20 protein-coding genes, 1 rRNA gene and 4 pseudogenes are annotated in these 22368 nt (G+C 29.6%); 2 read left to right on the top strand and 23 right to left on the bottom strand.

What is annotated here, in order from left to right; genetic code table 11:
- Positions 1–17: 17 nt before the first annotated feature.
- From dnaK to FBF06_RS04270, 4 genes are all read right to left on the bottom strand, one after another.
- Entirely contained in the window at positions 18–1889 is a 1872-nt protein-coding gene (gene dnaK, locus FBF06_RS04285) for a molecular chaperone DnaK (RefSeq protein ID WP_168977549.1), read from the bottom strand.
- Positions 1890–1910: 21 nt separating this feature from the next.
- On the bottom strand, positions 1911–2438 hold the full coding sequence (grpE, locus tag FBF06_RS04280) for a nucleotide exchange factor GrpE (RefSeq protein ID WP_002859792.1): 528 nt from the start codon (positions 2436–2438) through the stop codon (positions 1911–1913).
- Positions 2435–3229, bottom strand: a complete 795-nt coding sequence (locus FBF06_RS04275; RefSeq protein WP_011049776.1) for an HrcA family transcriptional regulator — start codon at positions 3227–3229, stop codon at positions 2435–2437. Before FBF06_RS04275 ends, grpE begins: the two co-directional genes overlap by 4 nt.
- Positions 3230–3529: 300 nt before the next feature.
- Positions 3530–5620, bottom strand: coding sequence for a TonB-dependent siderophore receptor (locus FBF06_RS04270; RefSeq protein WP_052796033.1), 2091 nt, complete (start codon positions 5618–5620; stop codon positions 3530–3532).
- 325 nt (positions 5621–5945) lie between these two features.
- Here FBF06_RS04270 and FBF06_RS04265 point away from each other — a divergent pair, with 325 nt between their 5' ends.
- The gene (locus tag FBF06_RS04265; RefSeq protein ID WP_002776622.1) at positions 5946–6644 is read left to right on the top strand and encodes an energy transducer TonB; all 699 of its coding nucleotides are present in this window, start codon (positions 5946–5948) and stop codon (positions 6642–6644) included.
- 91 nt (positions 6645–6735) lie between these two features.
- Here the strand turns inward: FBF06_RS04265 and FBF06_RS04260 are convergent, their stop codons facing one another.
- The 13 genes and pseudogenes from FBF06_RS04260 to FBF06_RS04220 all read right to left on the bottom strand — a co-directional run bounded on the left by FBF06_RS04260 (position 6736) and on the right by FBF06_RS04220 (position 15873).
- The gene (locus tag FBF06_RS04260) at positions 6736–7290 is read right to left on the bottom strand and encodes an RNA-guided endonuclease TnpB family protein (protein WP_002780048.1); all 555 of its coding nucleotides are present in this window, start codon (positions 7288–7290) and stop codon (positions 6736–6738) included.
- Between the two features lie 4 nt (positions 7291–7294).
- Positions 7295–7558 (bottom strand): hypothetical protein, encoded by a 264-nt coding sequence (locus tag FBF06_RS09745; protein WP_032591225.1) that lies wholly within the window; start codon positions 7556–7558, stop codon positions 7295–7297.
- Between the two features lie 218 nt (positions 7559–7776).
- On the bottom strand, positions 7777–7902 hold the full coding sequence (locus FBF06_RS10015) for a hypothetical protein (protein WP_002852480.1): 126 nt from the start codon (positions 7900–7902) through the stop codon (positions 7777–7779).
- Positions 7903–7986: 84 nt separating this feature from the next.
- Positions 7987–8081 (bottom strand): annotated as a pseudogene (locus tag FBF06_RS04255) (hypothetical protein).
- A 589-nt stretch (positions 8082–8670) separates the two neighbouring features.
- Positions 8671–8787 (bottom strand): 5S ribosomal RNA (gene rrf, locus FBF06_RS04250).
- Positions 8788–8959: 172 nt separating this feature from the next.
- Positions 8960–9103: a hypothetical protein gene (locus tag FBF06_RS04245; RefSeq protein WP_164071403.1), complete on the bottom strand. Its 144-nt coding sequence runs from the start codon at positions 9101–9103 to the stop codon at positions 8960–8962.
- Positions 9104–9367: 264 nt separating this feature from the next.
- On the bottom strand, positions 9368–9685 hold the full coding sequence (locus FBF06_RS09740; RefSeq protein WP_002858604.1) for a hypothetical protein: 318 nt from the start codon (positions 9683–9685) through the stop codon (positions 9368–9370).
- A gap of 257 nt (positions 9686–9942) precedes the next feature.
- Positions 9943–10179, bottom strand: coding sequence for a hypothetical protein (locus FBF06_RS09735; protein WP_020246950.1), 237 nt, complete (start codon positions 10177–10179; stop codon positions 9943–9945).
- Positions 10151–10288 carry a hypothetical protein gene (locus tag FBF06_RS09730; protein WP_285895007.1) on the bottom strand — a complete coding sequence of 46 codons (138 nt, stop codon included), beginning with the start codon at positions 10286–10288 and terminating at the stop codon, positions 10151–10153. Before FBF06_RS09730 ends, FBF06_RS09735 begins: the two co-directional genes overlap by 29 nt.
- A gap of 462 nt (positions 10289–10750) precedes the next feature.
- Positions 10751–11684, bottom strand: a pseudogene (locus FBF06_RS04235) (hypothetical protein).
- Between the two features lie 157 nt (positions 11685–11841).
- Complete coding sequence (locus FBF06_RS04230) at positions 11842–13284, bottom strand: filamentous hemagglutinin N-terminal domain-containing protein (protein WP_052795838.1); 1443 nt, start codon at positions 13282–13284, stop codon at positions 11842–11844.
- Between the two features lie 11 nt (positions 13285–13295).
- Positions 13296–15225, bottom strand: a pseudogene (locus tag FBF06_RS04225) (hypothetical protein).
- Positions 15155–15873: pseudogene (locus FBF06_RS04220) on the bottom strand (hypothetical protein). The pseudogenes FBF06_RS04225 and FBF06_RS04220 overlap by 71 nt, the downstream one beginning before the upstream one ends.
- Before the next feature lie 332 nt (positions 15874–16205).
- On the opposite strand from FBF06_RS04220, the gene FBF06_RS04215 reads away from it, so the two are divergent.
- Positions 16206–16961 carry a basic amino acid ABC transporter substrate-binding protein gene (locus FBF06_RS04215; RefSeq protein ID WP_052783197.1) on the top strand — a complete coding sequence of 252 codons (756 nt, stop codon included), beginning with the start codon at positions 16206–16208 and terminating at the stop codon, positions 16959–16961.
- Positions 16962–16984: 23 nt separating this feature from the next.
- On the opposite strand, the gene FBF06_RS04210 is transcribed toward FBF06_RS04215, so the two are convergent.
- Genes FBF06_RS04210 through FBF06_RS04185 form a run of 6 tightly spaced genes read right to left on the bottom strand, consistent with a single transcriptional unit; the run spans position 16985 to position 22360 of the window.
- Positions 16985–17623, bottom strand: coding sequence for an HAD family phosphatase (locus tag FBF06_RS04210; protein ID WP_002781807.1), 639 nt, complete (start codon positions 17621–17623; stop codon positions 16985–16987).
- Complete coding sequence (locus tag FBF06_RS04205; RefSeq protein ID WP_022552271.1) at positions 17620–18609, bottom strand: ABC transporter ATP-binding protein; 990 nt, start codon at positions 18607–18609, stop codon at positions 17620–17622. The genes FBF06_RS04210 and FBF06_RS04205 overlap by 4 nt, the downstream gene beginning before the upstream one ends.
- Positions 18610–18612: 3 nt before the next feature.
- Entirely contained in the window at positions 18613–19392 is a 780-nt protein-coding gene (locus FBF06_RS04200; RefSeq protein WP_022552270.1) for an ABC transporter permease, read from the bottom strand.
- Positions 19393–20232 carry an ABC transporter permease subunit gene (locus tag FBF06_RS04195; protein WP_002781814.1) on the bottom strand — a complete coding sequence of 280 codons (840 nt, stop codon included), beginning with the start codon at positions 20230–20232 and terminating at the stop codon, positions 19393–19395.
- Positions 20229–21038 (bottom strand): alkaline phosphatase family protein, encoded by an 810-nt coding sequence (locus FBF06_RS04190; RefSeq protein ID WP_072233344.1) that lies wholly within the window; start codon positions 21036–21038, stop codon positions 20229–20231. The genes FBF06_RS04195 and FBF06_RS04190 overlap by 4 nt, the downstream gene beginning before the upstream one ends.
- Positions 21035–22360, bottom strand: coding sequence for an esterase-like activity of phytase family protein (locus FBF06_RS04185; RefSeq protein WP_002855016.1), 1326 nt, complete (start codon positions 22358–22360; stop codon positions 21035–21037). Before FBF06_RS04185 ends, FBF06_RS04190 begins: the two co-directional genes overlap by 4 nt.
- Positions 22361–22368 lie beyond the last annotated feature (8 nt).

Genomic DNA, 22368 nt, shown 5'->3' with positions numbered 1-22368 from the left:
GAATAGAGATTTTAAGATTACTCAACTTCAGCGTCGATTACATCGTCATCTTTTTTCTTTTTATCATTTGCTGTGTTTGGCTCATCTTTTTTATACATATTTTCAGCTAGTTTGTGAGAAACTTCACTTAAAGCTTTCATTTTGCTTTCAATCTCTTCTTTGCTTGCATTTTGATTTTTCAAAGTCTCACGCAAATCATCAAGAGCTTTTTGAATATTTTCTTTATCAGCAGCGACAACTTTTTCACCCAACTCACTTAAAGATTTTTCTACTTGATGCGCCAAGCTATCAGCTGCATTTCTAGCATCTACAGCTTCTTTGCGTTTTTTGTCTTCTTCTTTGTGAAGTTCAGCATCTTTTACCATGTTATTAATCTCTTCCTCGCTAAGTCCGCTTGAACCTGTGATTTTGATCTCTTGAGCCTTACCTGTTGCTTTATCTTTTGCACTAACAGTTAAAATACCATTTGCATCGATATCAAAAGTAACTTCGATTTGTGGCATACCGCGTGGTGCTGGTGGAATTCCTTCAAGATTAAAATTTCCTAAAGATTTATTATCACGACTAAATTCTCTTTCCCCTTGTAAAACATTGATAGTTACAGCACTTTGATTATCTTCAGCGGTTGAGAAAACTTGCTCTTTTTTAGTTGGAATAGTTGTACCTTTTTCGATAATCTTAGTCATTACCCCGCCTAGAGTTTCTATACCCAAAGAGAGCGGTGTAACATCAAGTAAAAGCACATCTTTTACATCACCTTTTATAACCGCACCTTGAATCGCCGCACCGATAGCCACAACTTCATCAGGATTTACAGACTTATTAAGATCTTTATTAAAGGCTTTTTTCACTTCTTCTTGCACTAAAGGAACACGAGTAGAGCCCCCTACCATAACGATTTCTTTGATCTCATCTTTTTTAAGCCCTGCATCGCTTACTACTTCATTGATTTTAGTGATGGTTTCAGCCACTAAAGAATCAATCATACCTTCAAATTTAGCTCTAGTAAGTTTTTTAACCAAGTGTTTTGGGCCACTCGCATCAGCTGTGATAAATGGTAAATTAATTTCAGTTTCATTAGCTGAGCTTAATTCTTTTTTAGCATTTTCTGCTGCTTCTTTCAAGCGTTGCAAAGCCATAACATCATTTTTAAGATCTATGCCTGTTTCATCTTTAAATTCACTTGCTAGAAAATCGATAAGTTTATTATCAAAATCATCACCACCTAAGAAAGCGTTACCACCTGTTGCTAAAACTTCTACTACATTATCGCCAGTTTCAAGCACAGTAACGTCAAAAGTTCCCCCACCTAGATCATAAACCACAATTTTTTCACTATCTTTTTTATCAAGTCCGTAAGCTAGAGCTGCTGAAGTAGGCTCATTGATAATTCTTAATACATTAAGTCCTGCGATAGTTCCTGCTTCTTTTGTTGCTTTTCTTTGTGCATCGTTAAAATACGCAGGCACAGTAATAACCGCATCTACAACACTCTCGCCCAAAAAAGCTTCAGCATCTTCTTTTAGTTTCATTAAAACTTTCGCTGAAATTTCTTGCGGAGTATAAATTTTACCTGCGATTTCTATTGCGCACGCACCATTTCTTTCGGTGATGTGGTAAGGAAGTCTATTTTTAGCTTCTTTAGCCGCATCTTCATTGATCATTAAACCCATAATTCTTTTGATAGAATAAATGGTTTTTTCAGGGTTGGTTACCGCTTGGCGTTTTGCACTATCGCCTACTAAAACTTCGCCTTTATCTGTAAAAGCTACCACTGAAGGAGTTGTGTTTTTTCCTTCTTTGTTTGGGATTACTTTGCTCTCGCCGCGTTCATACACAGCAACACAAGAATTGGTTGTTCCTAAATCTATACCTATAACTTTACTCATTTTTTATCCTTTTATTAAAATTTATTTTGCTACACTAACTTTGGTTGGGCGGATCACGCGATCGGCTATTTTATAACCTTTTTGAAGCACTTGAACCACTTCACCACTTTGATGGTTTTCACTATCTACATGAAACATTGCTTCGTGTAAATTAGGATCAAACTCTTTTTCATCTTTGATAAGAGCCACCCCATGTTTTTCAAGTTTCTTAAGAAATAAATCTAAAGTATTTTGCACTCCTTCTTTGATTTTTAAGCTAATTTCATCTTGGCATTCGACATTAACAGCTGCTTCTAAAGCATCTAAAACATCAAGCAAATCCTTTGCAAAGCTTTCATTTGCATAAGCCATAGCACTTAGCTTTTCTTTTTCTATTCTTTTTTTAATATTTTCAAATTCAGCGTTTGCACGCATATATTTATCTTTTAATTCCTCTAATTCTTTTTGTAATTCATTTGTTTCGTTTTTTTCATTATCTTGCAAATCATCCTGCAAATTTTCAGAATTTTGTGCATTTTCATTTTCAATTTCTTGCTTTTGTTCGCTCATGCCGCCTCCTTTATGTATTGTAATATCTTTTTATAATCCGTATAAACACTACCTGCTAAGATAATATTTACATCTTCGCCCAAAAACTGCGCATCTACCTTAAGCCCCATAAAACCTTCTTTAAATAAAGGTTCAAATTCAAGACTTTCTTTAAAATGACGGTGAATTTGACAATCTAAGAGCTTAACAAATTCATCATTTTGATAAATTTGATAAGCTCTTTCTTCATTACTTCTATAGCAAATCAAATTTTGTCTTAAGCTAGCTATTTTTTCTACAAGATCTATAAAATGAACTCTCAAAGCTATTTTTTCTATACTAGAAAGATCAAGCCCTATAAGACTTTGTAAAAAATTCCACGCTTCTTTTTCGTATTTTAAAACCAGCTCTTCATCTTCAAAATCAAGCACTATAAATTTAGTATTAAGATCTAGTACTTCTTTAAGTACTAAACTTCTACCTCCATAAACAAGACAATAAATTTCAAATTCTTTACTTAACTCTTTCAAAAAGCTTTCGTTTTTGATATGGATATTTTTATCTTGTTCTTTTTCCCAAAAACTTTGCCAATAATTTTGCATCGTTAAAATAGTAGGAATTCTACCACTACTTATATGAAGCTGAGTGATCAAACCCTCATCGCTAAGTCTTTTAAGATAAACGCGTATAGTCGAAGCAGGTATACAAAGGTTTGAATTTAATTCATTAGAACCAATAGGTGCATTATCCAAAAGATAAGTTTGGATAATAGACTCTAAAATCAAATCCTTTTTATCTCGACTTTTCATCATGTTTTCCTTTATATCTAGCACTCTATTTTTTGATTGCTAGATATATTATACAACATTGAGTGTTATTTTGTCAAGTATAAATATAAAAAAATATACTTAATTTTATTTAGTCTATATAACTAAAGTTTTATTAGTTACTTTTTTATAAGGATAGGATATATTTCAATATTGGTAAACAGGGTGATAATTAGATAAGAAATTTTAAATAGATTCGATAATTTAACTTTTTTAAAAGCACAAGATGCTATAAACAAAAAACCAAAGAAGCCTTTACAAGCTCTTTGGCTTTTCTATCAAAGCTTAAAAACTACCATTAATGGAAATATATATTCTTCTTCCTTCTTCTATGCGATTGTAAGTATTGACCCAAGTAGTAGTACCGCTATTTTGATAAGATTCCCAACCATCTGTAAAACTTTTGTTAAAAAGATTATAAATAGCTGCGTTGATACTCCATTGCTTATTGATATCATAACGCACACCCATAGAAGCTAAAAAGATATCCTTATAATATTCCCTATTTATATTAGTATCACCCATATAGCGATCTATTTGCCATTCGCCTTTTATCCAAGGGGTAATTTTATTATAGAAGCTGTATTCAGTTTTCAACATAATATTATGTTTTAAACTATCCTGCTCAGGTTTACCTATCACACTTTTATCTTGTGCTTCTTTAACCTCACTATCAAGATAAGTATAAGCAAAATTTACATTTAAATTATCAAGAGGGCTTATCCCTGCTCCAAGCTCTATACCTTTATATTCAACCTTGCCATGGTTGATTGCCTTAAAACATCTATTAGCACCACAAGCACCAATTCCTGGAATCATATCGTCTTTATTATATCTTTGGGTTGAAATTTTATCTTTAAAATTTGTTAAAAAACCTGTCGCAGAAACATAAAACAAATCATTATTGTAAATAGCTGCTATTTCATAATTTAAAGATGTCTCTTCTTTTAAATCAGGATTTCCATATATAGGGAATCTACCTTGACCACTATAATTATAAGCTCCATTTATCAAACGATTTGCATAAGGAGTCCTAAAACCCGTAGATACACCGCCTTTTAAAGTAAGTTCATCAGTAGGATTATAAACCAGATAAGCTCTTGGCGAAATATTATTTCCAAAAATTTCATGATGATTGTATCTTGCTCCAAAAGTCAATCTTAAGTTATCTTTTATGCTGTACTCATCCTCTGCAAATATTGCCAATAAATACTGATCAAAATTGGTCGGATTAGCTATTTTATCTTGCATTTTTTCAAGCCTATATTCACCACCTGCGCTCAAAATATGATTCTGTCCTAAAGGAATGACAGATTTTGTATCTAAGATAATATCTTCTGCGACTATATCTCTATTTTCTCCCAAAAATGGCTGCGTTGCTTGTCCTACAACTTCGCGACCATTATTGCTTACTCTATTGTATTGCAAAGTCGAGGTAATAGAAAAATTTTCATAAATACCCTCATGACTTAAGTAAGTCACAAATTTATCAACTTCCATAATATCCGCATAGCCACCCGTTAAGCTACCTTGTGTACTACCTGGACTTGTGATGGTTCCTAATTGACCTTGTTTATTATCATAATGATTTCTTGAAAAATCTATATCAAATATAAAGGTATTATAATCATTAGCCAAATAACTAATTCTTGTTCCTATGTTAAAATTATTTGCCTTTGTAGGACTTTGAGCTTGATCTCCTTGAACTCTTTGTCCACTTCCATTTGTAAATTCAACATTAGATTGTTGTCTGTAAAATTCTCTAAATCGAAGTGTTAGACCCAATTTGTCATTCATCAAAGGACCACTAGAATAAATACTTGTTCCATAAGTATTACCCCAATCTTTATTTTCATTTAAAAGAGCATCCAAACTTACAGAAGTTTCCCATTTATCACTTACTTTTTTGGTAATGATATTTACCACCCCGCCTAAAGCTTCAGAGCCATATAAAGTACTCATAGGACCTTTTATAACTTCTATTCTTTCTATGCTAGAAATTGGAGGTAATAAAGAATTTGAAATTTCATTAAAGCCATTAGGACCAACTTCCCCGCCAATACCCTGACGGCGTCCATCAATCAAAACCAAAGTATATCCCGTAATACCTCTCATGGTAATATTATAAGAACCTGTTTTTCCCTTGCTAGCATATAAATCAACGCCTGGGATATCTGCGATAGCCTCTGCAACATCTCTATAAGGCTTACTTTGTAATTCTTTTTTACTGATAACATTGATAGTAGCAGGAGCTTCTTTAATATCTTGAGTAAAGCCAGAAGCACTAACGATTGAGCTATCTAGTTCTACATTTTGCGATATGGCATTGGAGCTTAAGAGACCAATGGCGCAAACTGATAGACATATTTTTTTCATTTTTCTCCTTTTGTTAAATATTGATTTAGAAATCAAAATATTATGATAATAATTATTAATTTAAGATAAATTTTGTATCAATTGTGATAATTAGTATTAATTAAAAATTTATTTTTTCTTGCTATAATTCTTAAAAATATAAGTTTTTTTTAGAGAAGTAAATAGCAAAAATTAAATATCTTTTAGATACAAGCTTGATTATTTGATTGTTATTTTTCTCTGTGAAATTTGTTTCAAAATTTATCTTTTTAAACAATTTACCATAGAATGTGTTTAAGAAATAAAGATATTTAAATCAAAAAATAAAATCATAACGGAGTAAAAGATGAAAACATTTATAAGCAATCATAAAAACCAATCTTCTTTTATCACTTTATTTGTTTTTACACCTTTATTTTTTGTTTTTCTTTATTCTAAAGATTTTTTACACATACAACCCAATGAAACTATTAAAGAAAATAAATTTAATATGGCAATCAAACATTTTGTACAGAATTCCTCCGATATGAAACCGACACAACCCACACAAACTATACAAGAGCCTTCGAATGTGCAGCCCAAAGAACCTGTGCAAGAAATAAAAAAAATAAAACCGAGAAAGGAAAAACCTATTGCTAAACCTAAAAAAATAATCCCTCCAGCAAATGCAAAAGCAATAAGTCAACCCAAAAAAGATACAAACATGCAACAACCAATCATGCAGCAACAAACTCCACAAGCCAGCTCTTACCAAAGCGTATCTTTAACTAGCAATAGTGAATTTTTAAAAGAAATAAAATCAGCAATCGATGAAGCCCTAATCTACCCTAGACAAGCTAGAAAAATGCGTATGAGTGGGGAGGTTCTTGTAGAATTTACCTGGACAAAAGAAAAGAAATTAGAAAATTTAAAAATACTTAAACCTTCAAAATATGATTTTCTAAATAAAAGTGCTTTAGAAACTATACGCATAGCTTCTAAAAAATTTCCACAATATGAAAAAACTTTTCATATAAAAATACCATTGGTATATAAATTAAGCTAAATCTTTCACAATATACTCTATTTTTAATGCAAATCACTCCAGCTTTGCTAACGCTTAGAAGTAGAAGCTTCCTAGCTAAAGCTAACTAGTATTAGCTAATTCGAAAGGCTTTGAGTTTATAGTCCTCAAGGCTAATTCCTAACCCAAACGACTTTAATCCACGCTTTAAGATATTATTTGCAGCATTAATATCTCTATGTAAAGTATTGCCACATTTTTCACAAAGATACACTCTATCTTTAAACATAAGATTTTTTTTGATATTTCCACATACACTACAAGTTTTGCTTGTATATTGTGGATTGACTTTTATAAAGAATTTGCCATTATGCTTTGCTTTATACTCTAGATATTGAGAGAATTGATAGAATGAAGTATTAAGAATAGATTTATTTAAACCACTTTTAGCTTTTATATTCTTTAATTTAGCTCTTTTACACATATTCTTAATTTGCAAATCTTCAACTGCTAGCAAGTCAAATTCTTGTATGAGTTTTGAAGTTATCTTGTGATAACTATCCTTTTTGATATTTGAACTTTTTTCATAGATTTTATTTAATTTTAATTGTGTTTTTTTGAAATTATGGCTTAACTTTGTTTTCTCCTTTTTTGTTTTTAATATTCTCCTGCTTTGTTTTCTTTGCAATCTTTTAATATTCAGCTCTACTAAGTAGCTTTAAGTTAGTAGCTATTAACTCTCCACTGCTTAAGGTAATCTCATTGATATTTAAATCAATGTCAACTGCTTTTTTAATATCAAAATCTTTGCTAGATATTAAAGAAACATTTGATTCATCATAAATGATACTAAAAGCTAAATAGTATTTATTGTGATTTTTGATAATAGTGATTTGATTAAACTTATAAGTATTTGGTAAATCTCTGTGATAACGCATTTTAAAAAATGTATTCATAAGTCTAAATATCTTAAACTTAGTAGTATCACTATCTTTGATTTTGTAGGCTTGATTATTCCAATTAAAGCTTTGCTTTGCAAATTTAGAGTTTTTAAATTTGGGAAAGCCTTTTTTTTATCTCTAATTGCTTGCTCTAAGGCACGAGAAGATTAATCCTTGCTTGTTGGGTTACAACACTTTTATAGCTTAATTCTCTTGCTTTTATAAGGCTAGTTTTATTGATTATCTATCTTACTTGCCTTTAAATAACTCCTATCTTTTTTATCTAAATTCTTATTTTTATCCCACTGCTCTTGCTGTAAATTTAAACAAATATTATAGGCTTGATATAGATGAAACATTGATGATTAATAAGCTTTTGTTGTTCTTTGTTTAGGTAGAATTCTATATTTAAAACCTTTGGTTATTTGCATTGCTTTGTTTCATTAGGGCTTTTTTTCTTTTTGGTTATATATTTTTTCTTAGGGTAATTATCTTCTATGCCTTGATTTTCTGCATATTTTTTAAGAGTTTCTAGCATTATTCCGCATAGGTATTCTATAAAAATACTGATTATGTCAAATACCTAACTAGAGCCGTACAACTAACACTGTAAGCAATTCATCTCCCACTTAAGAAGTGAGAGTTTTATTGAATAAAAAAAGATAAATTTAAAGCAAGTAATCTTTTTTTAGACAACACTAAACCCTTGCATGTATTTACAGCAATATTTATTTCATCATAAACAACCCCCAACCCATAAAACCTCAATAAACACTATAAAATAAACTTGAGTGATTAAAAATCCAACCCAATTATTGAATAAACCCAACCTACATAATAAAATATAAACTAGACATATAAAGAACAATTGACACATAAAAATAGATTGAATAAATAAACCTATACAAGTAAACATAAAAGATTAATTATTGATACAAAAGATTCAATAAATAAAAAGAATAATTGAGATATAAAAACATATAAACTAAGCAACTCAAACAACCATTAAATTAACCCAAGCTAATTAAACCTATAAACATAAAAAAATAATTAAATATAAAAACAACGATTGACATATAAAAACTAAGATTTTAAATCTATAAGAATAAGATAAAGCAGAATTAACAAGTCCGCAATGAGCTACTTTCCCCCTGCCAGTAAGGCGTAGTATCATCACCCACGATGTGCTTAGCTTCTTGGTTCGGGATGGAGCAAGGCGTTTCCACATCTGTATAATCACGGACATTGTAAAAGATTTTAAGTCCTTTTTTCAAAAAAAGGAAATGAAAGTATAACCAATTAAACTTAAAAGTGTATTAAACAAAGGATTAAATAGTATAAATATTTGTGTAAGTATTTATATAAGTATTTGGTGGGTTTAAAAATGGGGGGGGGGATTTTCCAATCACCCCAAAGTTAAAAGTATTTTTCTAGGCTTGCATAAACTCTTGCTCGATGTTCTCCATCGTGTTTAAACCGATGAACAGCTCTTGCAGCATCCATTTTTACATAAAAATTAGCACTTCTTGTATAGAGTATTTGTATACCCATTGCATCCATAAGATAATGATTTTCACTTTAATATTCTTTATTTTCATACCAAGAATACCCTATATCATAAAAAGGAGTCGAGTAAAGCCCTTCTAAAGGTGTTTGAAATCTTATTCCCAAGGCGCCAGAAACAACATTATCCGCACTTCCCTCACCTTCTAAACAAACACATATACCACAAGGTCTACCTAAAGATACGGATTCACTACTATCTAAAACAGCATCGCTGATAACTTTTTGATAATTAAGTTGAAAAATGTGAGTTAAGCGTTCTTAGAATTGATATTTGTTGCTTAAATTTAAATTCATTTTTCCAAAATTTCCTAAATTTACTCCATTAAATCCAGAAAAATCACCATCATTTTCAACATTACCATATATAAAATTTAAAGTATAACTTAGGACATTATTCTCCAAACCTCTATAAGTTCTTTCTATGCCCAAATTTACACTATTTCTCGCTTTTTCATTGCTTACTAAACCATCAAGATAATAATCTTTAATCTTTTTATGAGTAAAACCCGAAACAAGATATAAAGAATACTCAGTATATAAAAACACAGGATAAGAAAAATTTACTCCAACATTCATAGAGTCCCTATAAAAACTAAGATTTCTATAAATTCTGCCAGGAATATAATGTCCTTGAGTTGCAAATGGAGTAATTTTTAAATTCCCTATAAAAGTACTATAATTAATCCCATAATCTGTTTGATTTTTATCACTATCTTGAAGATAAAAATTTAAGTTATCCCCTTATCTTGCTATATTGTTTAAACTTTGACTCATTCCTGCTCTAAAACGACCTGTTTCTTTAGTCCCATAGTTGTTAGAATATAAAGTTAAAGTTACACTATCTCGCCTTTGTTTACTTCTATAATAACATCGCTTTCTCCACAACCATCACCTGATTGTAAATTAGCATTGGTTTGGATTCCGTATATTTCATTGATTTTATAAATTTCATTTTCCACATTTTTAGTTGTGATAACTTTCCCTTTAAGATTTTTGTTCAATTTACTCTCTAAAGCATAATCTCTGACACCTGAGTTGTTTTTAATGATTACTTTTCCTAAAAGTTCCAAAAGCTATGTTAATTTGCACTTTGTTAGAACTTAAATCTTGCGGTGGTATATAAGCAGTTGCCGAAGGATGGCTACTTAATTGACAATAATAAGCTATAATGTTTGTTATATCTTTTAAATTTTGTAAGCTTAATTCTTGGTTGCGATATTCAGCTATTGCATCTTGAATTTATTTTTCGCTAATTCTTAATTTTTTAAATGTCAAATCTTTATTATCGATATGCAAAACATACTCTCTTACAAAAACCTTAGCTTCATTTTGATCAGTTTATAAATTTGCAATATTTGTAGTATTTTGCTCTTTAAAATTTACAGGGCTTTTTTGATTTTTTAATGTATTTTTTAATTTTTATTTTGTGGTCCATTTGCTTCAGAAGAGCTTTCTATAAGCTCTCTTATTTTATTATTATTTAGCTCTTCAGCATGTGAAAATACTTGCAATAAGATTAAATTTCTCATTTTTATTTCCTATTTTGCATTTACACAAATGTTCATTGTCTTAAAATTATCACTTACAATACAACGCAAACCACTACTTCTAGCATCTGTTTTTCCTATGTCCACTTGATCATCATCTTTTTTTTGTGTCTACTTTAGTTTGAATTTTTATAGGAGCTTCTACAACCTTTTCAGGAATTTCAGGCGGCAATACAGAAGGTTTGTCTGGATCTTCACCCCCTCCCTCTTTTTTTTGTTTATCTGGCTCATAGATAGATATATTTGATTTTTCTGGCAATGAGGCTAATTTTCCTTCAAAATTATATTTTCCAGTGTACACTTTACCATCTACATCGCTTCCATTTATAGCAAAACCTTGAGAATTTAGAATCTCATTTTCAAGCTTATAGTGAAATCCTTCATTTCCACTAAGATCCGCAAACTGCTTTTCAAGAGCTTCTTTTTGTTCTAAAAGTTTTGCATACATAACTCTAAGCGTTTCATCGCTAACTAAGCCTGATTCTTTGATTTTTTCATAGTTTTTGTTTTCTTTGTCAAGTTGAGCTAAGGCTTCTTGGTATTTTTGTAATTCTTCTTTAAAACTAGCGAAACAACCTTTGCCGGTTTTGATTTTATCCATAGCAGTTTTCTTTTGCGTCCATTTTTCATAAAGATTGGTATAATTTTTATAACTTTGTTCTTGCGAACCTTGCCATAACTTTAAAAATTCTTGTTCTACTCCAGTATCTTTAAATGTATTTAAGAAATTTAAACTTTGAGTGATCTCACTGGCTTCATTTTCCCCTGCCACACCCTTGCTATCTGCGTAAATCCAAGTTTTGGTATCAAAATCATAAGTGTATTTTCCATTCATCAAATCATCTAAAATTCTTTGAAGCAATTTAGGGTCAAAGTCGTCTTTGGATAATTTCACAGCATCTGTTACCTTGGTAAAAGAATCAGCAAAAGCATAAGAATTATTATCAAGATATTTTATATCGTTAAATTTCTTTCTTACAGCACTATCAAAATCTTTTTTTTCCTGTTACTTCATTATTATATTGCACAGACTTAAAAAAATTCTGTCCTTCATCAATGCAACCATTTTCTAAATTATGATAAACATAAATATTACTAAAATTATTATTTACACTAATTCCAGGATCACCAATAACTTTTCCAGCTTGTGTTTTATAGTTTCCAGCACTCAAAATTGCTCCATTTTTATAAAAATAAGTAAGCATTATTAATCTTTAAATTTCCAACTTTTCCAGTAAATCCTCCTGTTTTACTATCATTCCCAGAAGTTATAAGTTTTTCTATGTCATTAACCACAACATTATTAAAATTACCACCATCAATTTGTCTGCCTATGCCACCCACATAAGAACCTTTTTTTGCTACTATACTTATATTATTAATAGCAACATTTGTAAAATTGATAGTGTTATTCCCTCCACTACCATTTCCCCAGCCTATTATTCCGCCAACTTTAGTATTTACAGCTGTATTAATAACGAGATCATTAACAGTCACATTTTCAAAACCCGTATAACTGTTTGCAATATTTTGCCCTACTATACCTCCAACATAAGCATCATAACCAGTTGAAGCAATTTTCAATCCTTGAATATTAAGGTTTCTTATATAGCTATTTTGAACAACTCCAAAAATTCCTACATATTGATTTGATGAATTAATATTAACATTTTTTAAAGCATAACCAGAACCATCGAAAGATTTAGCAAAAGCATTGCTTGTATTATCGCCTACTATGTATGTTTTCACGCCACTAAAATCAATATCATCAATCAAACGAAAATGATCAAAAGCTGTTCTAAATTTTTCTTTATTTACATTCCAAAAATCAGCAAATTTATTCCATTCTGTTGCATCCGCAATACTTCCATATTTAGTCCAGTTTTTAACTTTACTACTATCATCAAAACTAAATTTACTACTAGAATTACCCAATAAAGCTCCATTTTCTTCAAAACTTGTTATGCTTTGTTGAATGATAGCTTCTTGCTCTGCTTTGGCTACGATATTTTTTGTATCTTTTACCACTCCAGCATCAACATAAACTTTATTACCTTCAAGTTTTAATACATCCAAAGTAATTTTTCCTTTATTGATTTCAACCTTATTTCCTATTAAAACAATATTATCTGCATTGATCTTTCCAAGATTTATAATATTTCCTTGCTTGCTTACATCAAATACTGGAGAAAAATTCATCCCTTGAGAAATAAAATTTTGGACATCTGAATCTTTTAAAGGTGTTGTGCTAGCTACAAATTTTCCCGCAGTGATAGTTCCTGTTTTGCCAATCAAAACTCCCATGGGATTAACTAAAAAGATGTTATTGGTGCCGCCATCTAGTTTTCCATCTATCTTAGAAGCATCTTTTTGATAAGCAATGTTTAGGTAGTTTTGTTGATTTCCGTTAAATTTTACAGTTTCATTTTGTCCTATATTAAAACCACCACCCCATTGAATAACAGAGTTTTTATTGTTTCCTATGACATTCATCGTGCCATTGCTTGAACTTATACTTCCTGTTGAACCATGAGTGAATTTACCTCCTTGTGGCAAAGCATAAGCTTGAGAAAAGAGCAAAGAACTCACCGCAAATGATAAAACTATATGTTTACTCATCTTTTTCATGTTACTCTCCTTTAAAGTATGTTGATATAAATTATTTTTGCATCATCTGAAACTTCAAAGCTAAAATTTACATTTTTCAATGTACTTTTAGCCAACTTTTCTATCTTGTTGTAATTAAATTTATTTTTATTATTTTTCATTTTTTCTAACAAATTTTCTAATTCTTGTTGATTTAACAATCTATTGTCACCATCATAAATTCCAACATCACTTTGTATGAGAATATATTTTCCTTTTGTTGGTTTATTTTTAGTAAGAATTTCCATACTTCCATTTGAAGGAAGATTTATAAGTTTTTCTATAGCCAAGATAGGATTTTTTATTTTATTTGGTAAAATAAAAGTAAAATTTTCAAAGTTATTTACCACTTCTGATTTGACATCTTGAGTATCTATAATCAAACGATTATTTTTAGAAAAATCTTCTTGATGCGGTAGAATTTGAGTGATTATTTTGCCTTTTTTATTTACTTCATGAAAAACAGAACCAGAAAGCAAATCGATATTTACATCTTTAAAGAAATTTAACTCTCCACCTAAATATAAAGTATTGTTATAAGATTTAAAATTTGAAATATCCGAAGTTCCAGATGGAGCTAAAAATATAGCATCTTGATTTTTATACTCATCTATATTTAAATTAACAAGCTCCATGATATTATCATGAGAATTTGCAGACACTCCAGCTATCAACCCCACATAACCTTGTCTTTTATCTGAGGCAGTACTAAAAACTGTGTTGTTGATGATGATTTTATTAAAAGCACTTTCTTTATCTGCTTTTATGATGCACGAACTTTCCACGGCAGCCGAAGAACAATCTTTAAGCTTTATAAGATTGTTGTTTGCATTTTGAGTTGCTTTTAAAATAATTTTTGAGCCCTTTCCTAAAGAACTCGCTTCGGTTAAACTCTGAATGAGATTATAATTTATTTTATTATTTGAAACATTTTTAGCATTGATCATCAAACTTAAATTTTTAGATGATTTAATATTTTCAAAATTTACTTCATTATTGTTTGATTCATCAGCGATATAGTCTATACCATCTAGCGTAGTTTCACTTGTAATAAAAGCATATAAAGGCAATGAAATAACAGAATCTTTTTATACTTAAGGTATTATTATTTGCTTTTCCACTTAAAGTTCTAGCTGCATATACAGTAAATTTATCAGAATAATTTTGTGGAACTTTTTCATAGGTTAAATCATTTTGTATATCAATAATATTAAAATTCGCACCCTCCGTAGCAAAACCTCCGTAAAGATTGTAATAATTTTTTCCATAAAAATTATTACTGATTTTTAAAGGTTTTTTAAGACGAAATACAATTTTATTTCCATTAGCTTCACCATCGTTAGAATACCCACCATAGAGGTTTAACGATGCATGTGTTTTAATGTTTTTATCAAGATGATCTAATGAGTTAAAATGATAAACTTCTATAGAATTTTTCTCTGCATTACCCTGTAATGTTCTTCCACCGTAAATTTCTCCAAATAAAACAGCATCATAAAAAGTTATTTTATTTTGCGAATTTACCATTAAATCTAAATTTAAATTTTTAATTATTACGGAATTTTTACTTACATTGTATTTTTTAAGATTATTTACATCAGCTAAAGCACCTAAAATTTCAAAGGTCGAACGAGCTGTATACTCACCATCTGGCCCATGAAGGACGATATTGGCTGAATCGATAAGAACTTTATTGTTTTGTAAATTAGAATTTATGCCAAAAGCTCCCATTAAACGAGTAATTCTTTCATCATAAATATCCTTACCTTCTTCATCTGAAAAATACTGGGAATTATGAAGGTCAATTTTTGTATTTGACTCTAAGATTAATTTATTGTCTTTAGCTTCACCATCAAAAGCTACAGATCCTGAAATATAAGGAGCTCCATTTAAGGGCAAGGTGTAGATATTTTCTACACCCATTATTGATATAGGAGTTTTCTTTTAAAATGGTTTGATTGTTAAATCCCCCTCCCTGTCAGTAAACGCCGCAGTAATTAAATACTTAAAACGATCGCCTTTTTGAGAATTATTAGGTACTCCACAATTCCCTATGCTTGGTTTGCAAAAATACACAGAAGATAATTCTCCATTTTCTAATATAAGTTTATTATTTGTTGCATTTGTATTTTGAGCATAAGCTGTTACAATAAAAGGTATAAAAGAACTAGGAACGGCTTGAGTATCTGAAGATACGGTTCCTAAAGTGCTAAAAGCTGTTATGATCTCTTCTTTTGAAGTATCCGGAGTTAAAATTTCAAGCTTGGATAAATTTTTATTTCCAGATTTAGGGTTATTATAAATCATAGTTAAATTTGATATAGGATATTTTGACTTAGAAGCATAGAAATTTTTTCCATTAATTTTTTTAAAAATTTCTGCTTGAAGATCATAAACTTGATTATCCTTAAAAGAATGTTCAGAAATATAAAAAATTTTTCCATCCTTGCTTGTAGCCTTAACCGCAGCAAAACAAACCGAAGAAGATAAAACCACACTACAAACGCCCAATCCAAATTTTGCATTTGTCTTATTTGTAAAAATTTTAAAAATATTAAAATATTTTTTCATCTCATTTCTCACTAAAATAAGATCCTTTTGATTTATCGCAAATTGATTATTTGCAACACTATCCCGTATGTCCTGAGTTGATTATAAAATAAAATATTAATTTGATATTTTATTTTTCAATATTTAAATTTAATGAAAATTTAACAAATTTTATATTAATATATTCTTAAATAAAATTTTATTTTAAATATTAAAAAAATACTTTTATAATTATTTAAATATTATCTAAAAGCACAACATTAATATAACTTTTCTAAAAATTGATCCAGACTTAATTAAATATAAATTTAAAATAAGTATAATTTTAAAACATTTTATATCAAAGGAAAAAAATGAAAAAAATATTAAGCATTGCCCTAGTTGCTTTAGTTGGTTTATTTTTAGGTGCTTGTAGTGATTCTAAAAATAAAGAATCAAATGCAAGTGTAGAATTAAAGGTTGGAACTGCTCCAAATTATAAACCTTTTAATTTTAAGCAAGATTCTAAACTTACGGGTTTTGATACTGATTTGATTGAAGAAATTGCTAAAAAAAATGGTATTGAAATTGTTTGGGTTGAAACCAATTTTGATGGATTGATTCCTGCTCTCAAATCAGGTAAGATTGATATGATTGCTTCAGCTATGAGCGCAACTGATGAAAGAAGACAAAGTGTTGATTTTACCAAACCTTACTATATGAGTAAAAATCTTTATCTTAAGCTAAAAAACAACGACTCTCTTCAAACAAAAAATGATTTAGAAGGCAAAAAAATAGGAGTTCAATTAGGAACTTTACAAGAAAATACTGCAAAAGCTATCAAAAATGCACAAGTACAAAGCAATAAAGATTTAAACATAGCTGTTTTAGCACTAAAAAACAACAAAATCGATGCTATTGTAGCTGATCAAGATACTGCTAAAGGTTTTTTAGCTGAAAATCCAGAATTGGTAAGTTTCTACCAAGAAACAGATGGAGGAGAAGGCTTTAGTTTTGCTTTTGATAAAAATAAACAAAAAGATATTATTGAAATATTTAACAAAGGCATAGATGAAGCAAAAACTGATGGATTTTATAATACTTTAATTAAAAAATATGAATTAGAATAAGCGTGAATTTTCACGCTTATAGCTTAAAAAGTTAAAATTTCATATTTTCTCTCTTTTGCAATTTTTAAAATTTTTTCATCACCATTACATACAAAGGCTTTGCTAACAGACTCTAGTAAAGGTAAATCATTGATAGAATCACTAAAAAAATAAGAATCTTTCATCCATTTTTCATAATCTTTACCCAAATATTCCTTAAGTCTTAAAACCTTGCCTTCCTTAAAGCTATAAATCCCATAAGCTTTTCCACTAAATTTATCACCCACACGCTCGCATTTTATGGCTATGCTTTCTCTCACTCCCAAAAAAGAGGCGATTTTTCTAACTAAAAATTCAGCCGTAGCTGAAATTATAATACACCTTTGATCTTGATATTTGATTATAAGTTCTTTAGCTTTTTCATAAGGTTTTATATAAATTTTTATAAATTCATCTACTAAAGATGAAATTCTATCTTCATTTTTACCCTTAACACTTTGAAGAAAAAAAGTCATAAATTCATCCATATCAAGCTTTTTTTCTTGATATTGTTTTTGATAAAAAACAATTTTTTCTAAATATTCTTGAGGTAAAAAACCTTTTTCAACACAAAATTTAAGCCAAAGTTTAGCACTATCGCCTTGTATTAAAGTATCATCTAAATCAAATAAAACAAGCTTCATTTTAACTCTTTTGCTAAAGAAAGATTGAATTTTAAAGCGATTTTATCACCTACTTCATAAGTACTATGAGTGCTAAAATTTAAAGTATCTACCTTAAATTCAATTTCTTGCACTCTAACCCTATAGCGTATGATATTACCTAGCAATGATTTTTCTTTGATCTTAGCCTCTAAGCCTTCGTTAGAAATTTCTATGGTTTCAGGACGCAAGGCTATATCTTTTTTAAAATCGTGTTTTAAACCCAAGCTATCAAGCTCTTTAGGGCTTAAAATATTGTAATTTCCTATAAAGCTAGCCACAAAATGAGATTCTGGCAAAAGATAAAGATTGTTTGCGTTGGAATTTTGTATGATTTTACCCTCATTCATTAAAATAATCCTATCGGATAACTCTAAAGCTTCTTCTTGATCATGCGTTACAAAAATAGTGGTGAGTTCAAGTTCTTTTTGAATTTCTTTAATTTGCACCCTTAAATGCTTACGAATTTTAGCATCAAGTGCCGATAAAGGCTCATCAAGCAAAAGTAAATCAGGTTTAGTCACCAAAGATCTTGCTAAAGCCACTCTTTGCATTTGTCCGCCTGAAAGCTTATGTGGATAAGTTTTAGCGTATTCTTCAAGCTCGACGAGTTTTAACATTTTTTTCACTCTTTTTTCTATGTCCTTTTTATCCATTTTTTTGATCTTTAAACCAAAAGCTACATTTTCAAAAACGTTAAGATTTGGAAAAAGAGCGTAATTTTGAAAAACCATACCTATATTTCTTTTTTGAGGACTTAATTTAGTAAGATCTTTATCATTTAAAGAAATTTTTCCTCCATTAATTTGGCTAAGCCCTGCTATACACCTTAAAAGAGTGGATTTTCCACAGCCACTTGGGCCCAAAAGGGTTATAAACTCACCCTTTTTAGCACTAAAATTAATATCTTCAAAAATAATTTTACCCCCATAAGCTTTTTTAAAATTTTTAATCTTTAAATAAGCCATTTTTTACTCCTTAATCAAACTAGCTATAAAAGTTGTTATAAAAATTAACACAAAATAAACTATTACCAAAGCACTAGAATAATGCCCACTTTGATTTTTGATATTATAAAGATAAACTTGCAAAGTCTCATAAGCACTTCCTACAAGAATATTTGCGTATAAAAATTCGCCTATTAAAAAAGAAAAACTTAAAAAAACTGCCACCAAAATTCCATTTCTTAAATTAGGCAAGACAAGCTTAAAAATCGCTCCCATTAAAGAACCTCCAAGCATAGCATTAGATGCGATGAGTTCATTTAAATTGACATTAGACATAGCATTATCTAAAGCCCTATATATAAAAGGCAAAGCTATAGTAAAATAAGTAAAAATGAGTATCCAAGCTGTGCCTCCTATATTGTCAGCATAAAGTTGCAAAAGCCCCACACAGCTAACTATAGGAGGTACAGCAAAAGGCATGATAATAAGTATATTTACAAAGGCTTTTAATTTTAAAAAATAATAATTTAGCACAAAAACCAAAGGAAAAACAAGAATCACAGAAAGTAAAATACTGCCCACACAAACAAGCAAAGAATGCCAAAGAGCAAGTAAAAATCTTTCGTCATGAAAAAGTTCTTGATACCATTTAAGCGTAAGATCATCAGGCAAAACACTTACACCCCAAGAAGTGGAAATAGAATATAAAAAAGTAGCCATTAAAGGCAAAGCTAAAAACAAAAAAACCAAAAACAAAACTACATAATGATAAATTTTAGCTTTTAAACTCAAATTTTCATTCATTTAAAGCACCTTAAAATTATATTTTTTAGAAAGGAAATTGGCTATAAAGGTAACAACAAGCATGATAATAGTTATAATGATACTTAAAGCACTAGCCATATAAGGATCAAGATTGATATCGCCTGCGATTAAAGCAGCGATTCTTACAGGAGCGACATTAAAATTTCCCGAACTTAAAGCATAAATAGTCGCATAAGCTCCAAAAGCATTGGCAAATAAAATCACAAAAACACCAAACAAAGTAGGAGCGAGCAAAGGCAAAGCTATTTTTAACCAATATAAAAAATTGCCTCCACCTAACATTTTACAAGCATTTAAATGTGAATTTTCAAGACTTTTAAAAGCTGGAAGCAAAAGCAAGATCGCCAAAGGAATTTGAAAATACACATAAACAATATTTACCCCGAAATTAGCATAAACACTAACAAAAGGCTCTATACCTAAATTCTTCAAAAACACATTAACTACACCATTGCTTCCAAGAACTATAATGAAAGCAAAAGCTAAAGGAACTCCTGAAAAATTACTTATCATAGTATTTAAAGAAAAGAGAAAATTACATATTTTTGATGGAGCTAAAATAAATAAAGAATAGCTCGCCAAAAGCCCTATTAAAAGTCCAAAAATACTAGAAATAAAACTGATTTGTAAAGAATTTATAATGCTTTGTAGATAGAATTTGGACTCAAAAATATGTATAAAATTGGCTAAAGAATAAATTTCATCCTCTTCTACATAAAAAGCATTAAAAACAATCCAAATCAAAGGTGCTATCATAAAAAAAGTAAAAACTATAAAAAAAGGTAAAATACTTAAAAATGCTAGAAATTTTTCTTTCATTTTTTGGCCTTTAAAATTTCATCATTATATCTCTTATCGTGTTTAAGTCCTAAAATTTCACAGATACTGCCACAAATTTCATCCTGTTTTATCTTGGCATTTTCATACGAAAAAGCACTACCAAAAGTGAAAAAAGGCACTAAAATTTCATCTTCACTTAAGCCTCCATGACTTTTACCCTCTGTCATACCATGATCGCTTGTGATGATTACATTAATACCTTGTTCTAACCAAGTAGGCAAATACTCAGAAATCAAAATATCAACTTTTTTGGTTTTATTAGCATACTCAATAGAGTGTGAGCCAAATTTATGTCCTGCATCATCTATATTCATAGAATGTATAAGAGTAAAATCTAGATTATATTTGTTTCTTAAATGCTCCCCATCTGCAAATAAATGAGAATCTAAATAATCATCTTCATAATAAAAATATCCATAAGGCAAAGTTAAATTTTCATCTTCTATGTGGCGATGTAAAGAAGGAATAAATTCTTTTTTATTATAAAGCTCAAAAACCCAATGATAAGCTGCGCCTCCAGCTTTTAAGCCTTGTTCTTTGCAAAGGTCAAAAATGCTTGTTTGTTTTGAAAAACTCAATTTATTATTAATTATCCCACTTAAAACAGGCTTTACGCCTGTTAATAAGCACTCGTATAAAGGACGAGACATACTAGGAAGTTCGCATTCTAAAGAATAAAATTTGCCTAAATTCTCTTTGCAAAGCGCATTTAAATATCCCATATTTATACTAGCACTTTTACAATTTAAGCCATCAAGCACAACTAAAATAACTTTGGACATCATTTACTCTTTAAAAAATCTTTTACTTCAAGTAAAATAAATTCATTATCATCAGTTTTATTAGGTTCTCTACTTGAAGAATAAGGAAAGTTATTGTCATTTTCTACGACTATATGAGAGTCATCTACTATATCCACACCTTCTATGGTTTCAAAAGGAAAAACAAATTTATCATTTACCAAAGGCTTTTTAGAAATTTTATTTCTATCTTTAATATTTAAAAGATCTATATAAGAAATTTTTTGAGCTTCATGGGTTTTATCATCTAATTTAACCTTGTAAATTCTTTTAAATTGGGCTACATTATTAAAACAATGCTTAGTATCTTCACCTTCTTTGCAAGTCTTATCTTTAGTGCCTTCTTTTTGATCTCTTTCTATGATGATGCCGTATTTATCATCTATCATATTAAAATCACCTATGGAATGGCTTTTATCTTCTAAGAAATATTTATAAGTTTTTCCGGTGAATTTTTTATTTTTTACATCAAATTCTATGATTCTTAGATATTCTTTGCCTTTTTCATTCTCATAAGCGTTGTTATTATAAATGCTTCCTTCTAAAAGCAAATAAAGTTTAGAACCATCTTTAGAGCTTGCCATAGCTTCAAAGCCTTTAGAACGTTTGATATTAAATTTCTCATTTTCTCCATCAGGCTTATCGCTAAATTTTAAACTTGGATTATCAGGAGAAATAAGTTTTTTACCCTCCACATACACATCAAAAACTTCTTTTAAATTCCCATTCTTATCAAAATGAAGCAAATAAGGACCAAATTCATCACCTATATAAAATTCATCATTGATAACCTGTATACTCTCAGTATCAAAATCAACCCCACTTAAATACCTTTCTTTGGTTGTTTCGGTGGTTATAGGATAGGGGTATTTTTTATCACTATCTTTAAAAAAAACTGTTTTTAAAAGTTCGTATTTTGAGTTTTTAAAATCAAATTTAAACTCGTGAGCATAAAGCATGGCATCATAAGAATTATACTTTTTACCCAAGCCATTATCGCTAATTACCCAAAAAACATCTTTTTTTGGAATATATTTTATCCCACTATGTCCTTGTATAGGTTGATTTTTAAAAGGTAAATAAAAATCTGTTTCCCTGTTTCCCTTAGATTTAAAAATTCCAATTTTTTCTTCTCTAGTGATATTTGCAAATTTCCCATAAGTTTTAAAAAAATCAGGAGCATCCTTAGGAGGTTTTACTGTACTTTTAGAATCTATGATAATATGCCCTGCTAAATTGGCCTCATACTCTTGAACTCCAAATAAAACACTGCAAAGCATAGCACTTGTTAAAATAACCTTTTTCATCCAATCTC

The sequence above is a fragment of the Campylobacter sp. CFSAN093227 genome (assembly GCF_012897855.1).
In the GTDB taxonomy this organism is placed as follows: domain Bacteria; phylum Campylobacterota; class Campylobacteria; order Campylobacterales; family Campylobacteraceae; genus Campylobacter_D; species Campylobacter_D jejuni.
The sequence above is the reverse complement of the archived record's forward strand: the minus strand, read 5'-3'. Positions and strand labels throughout refer to the sequence as shown.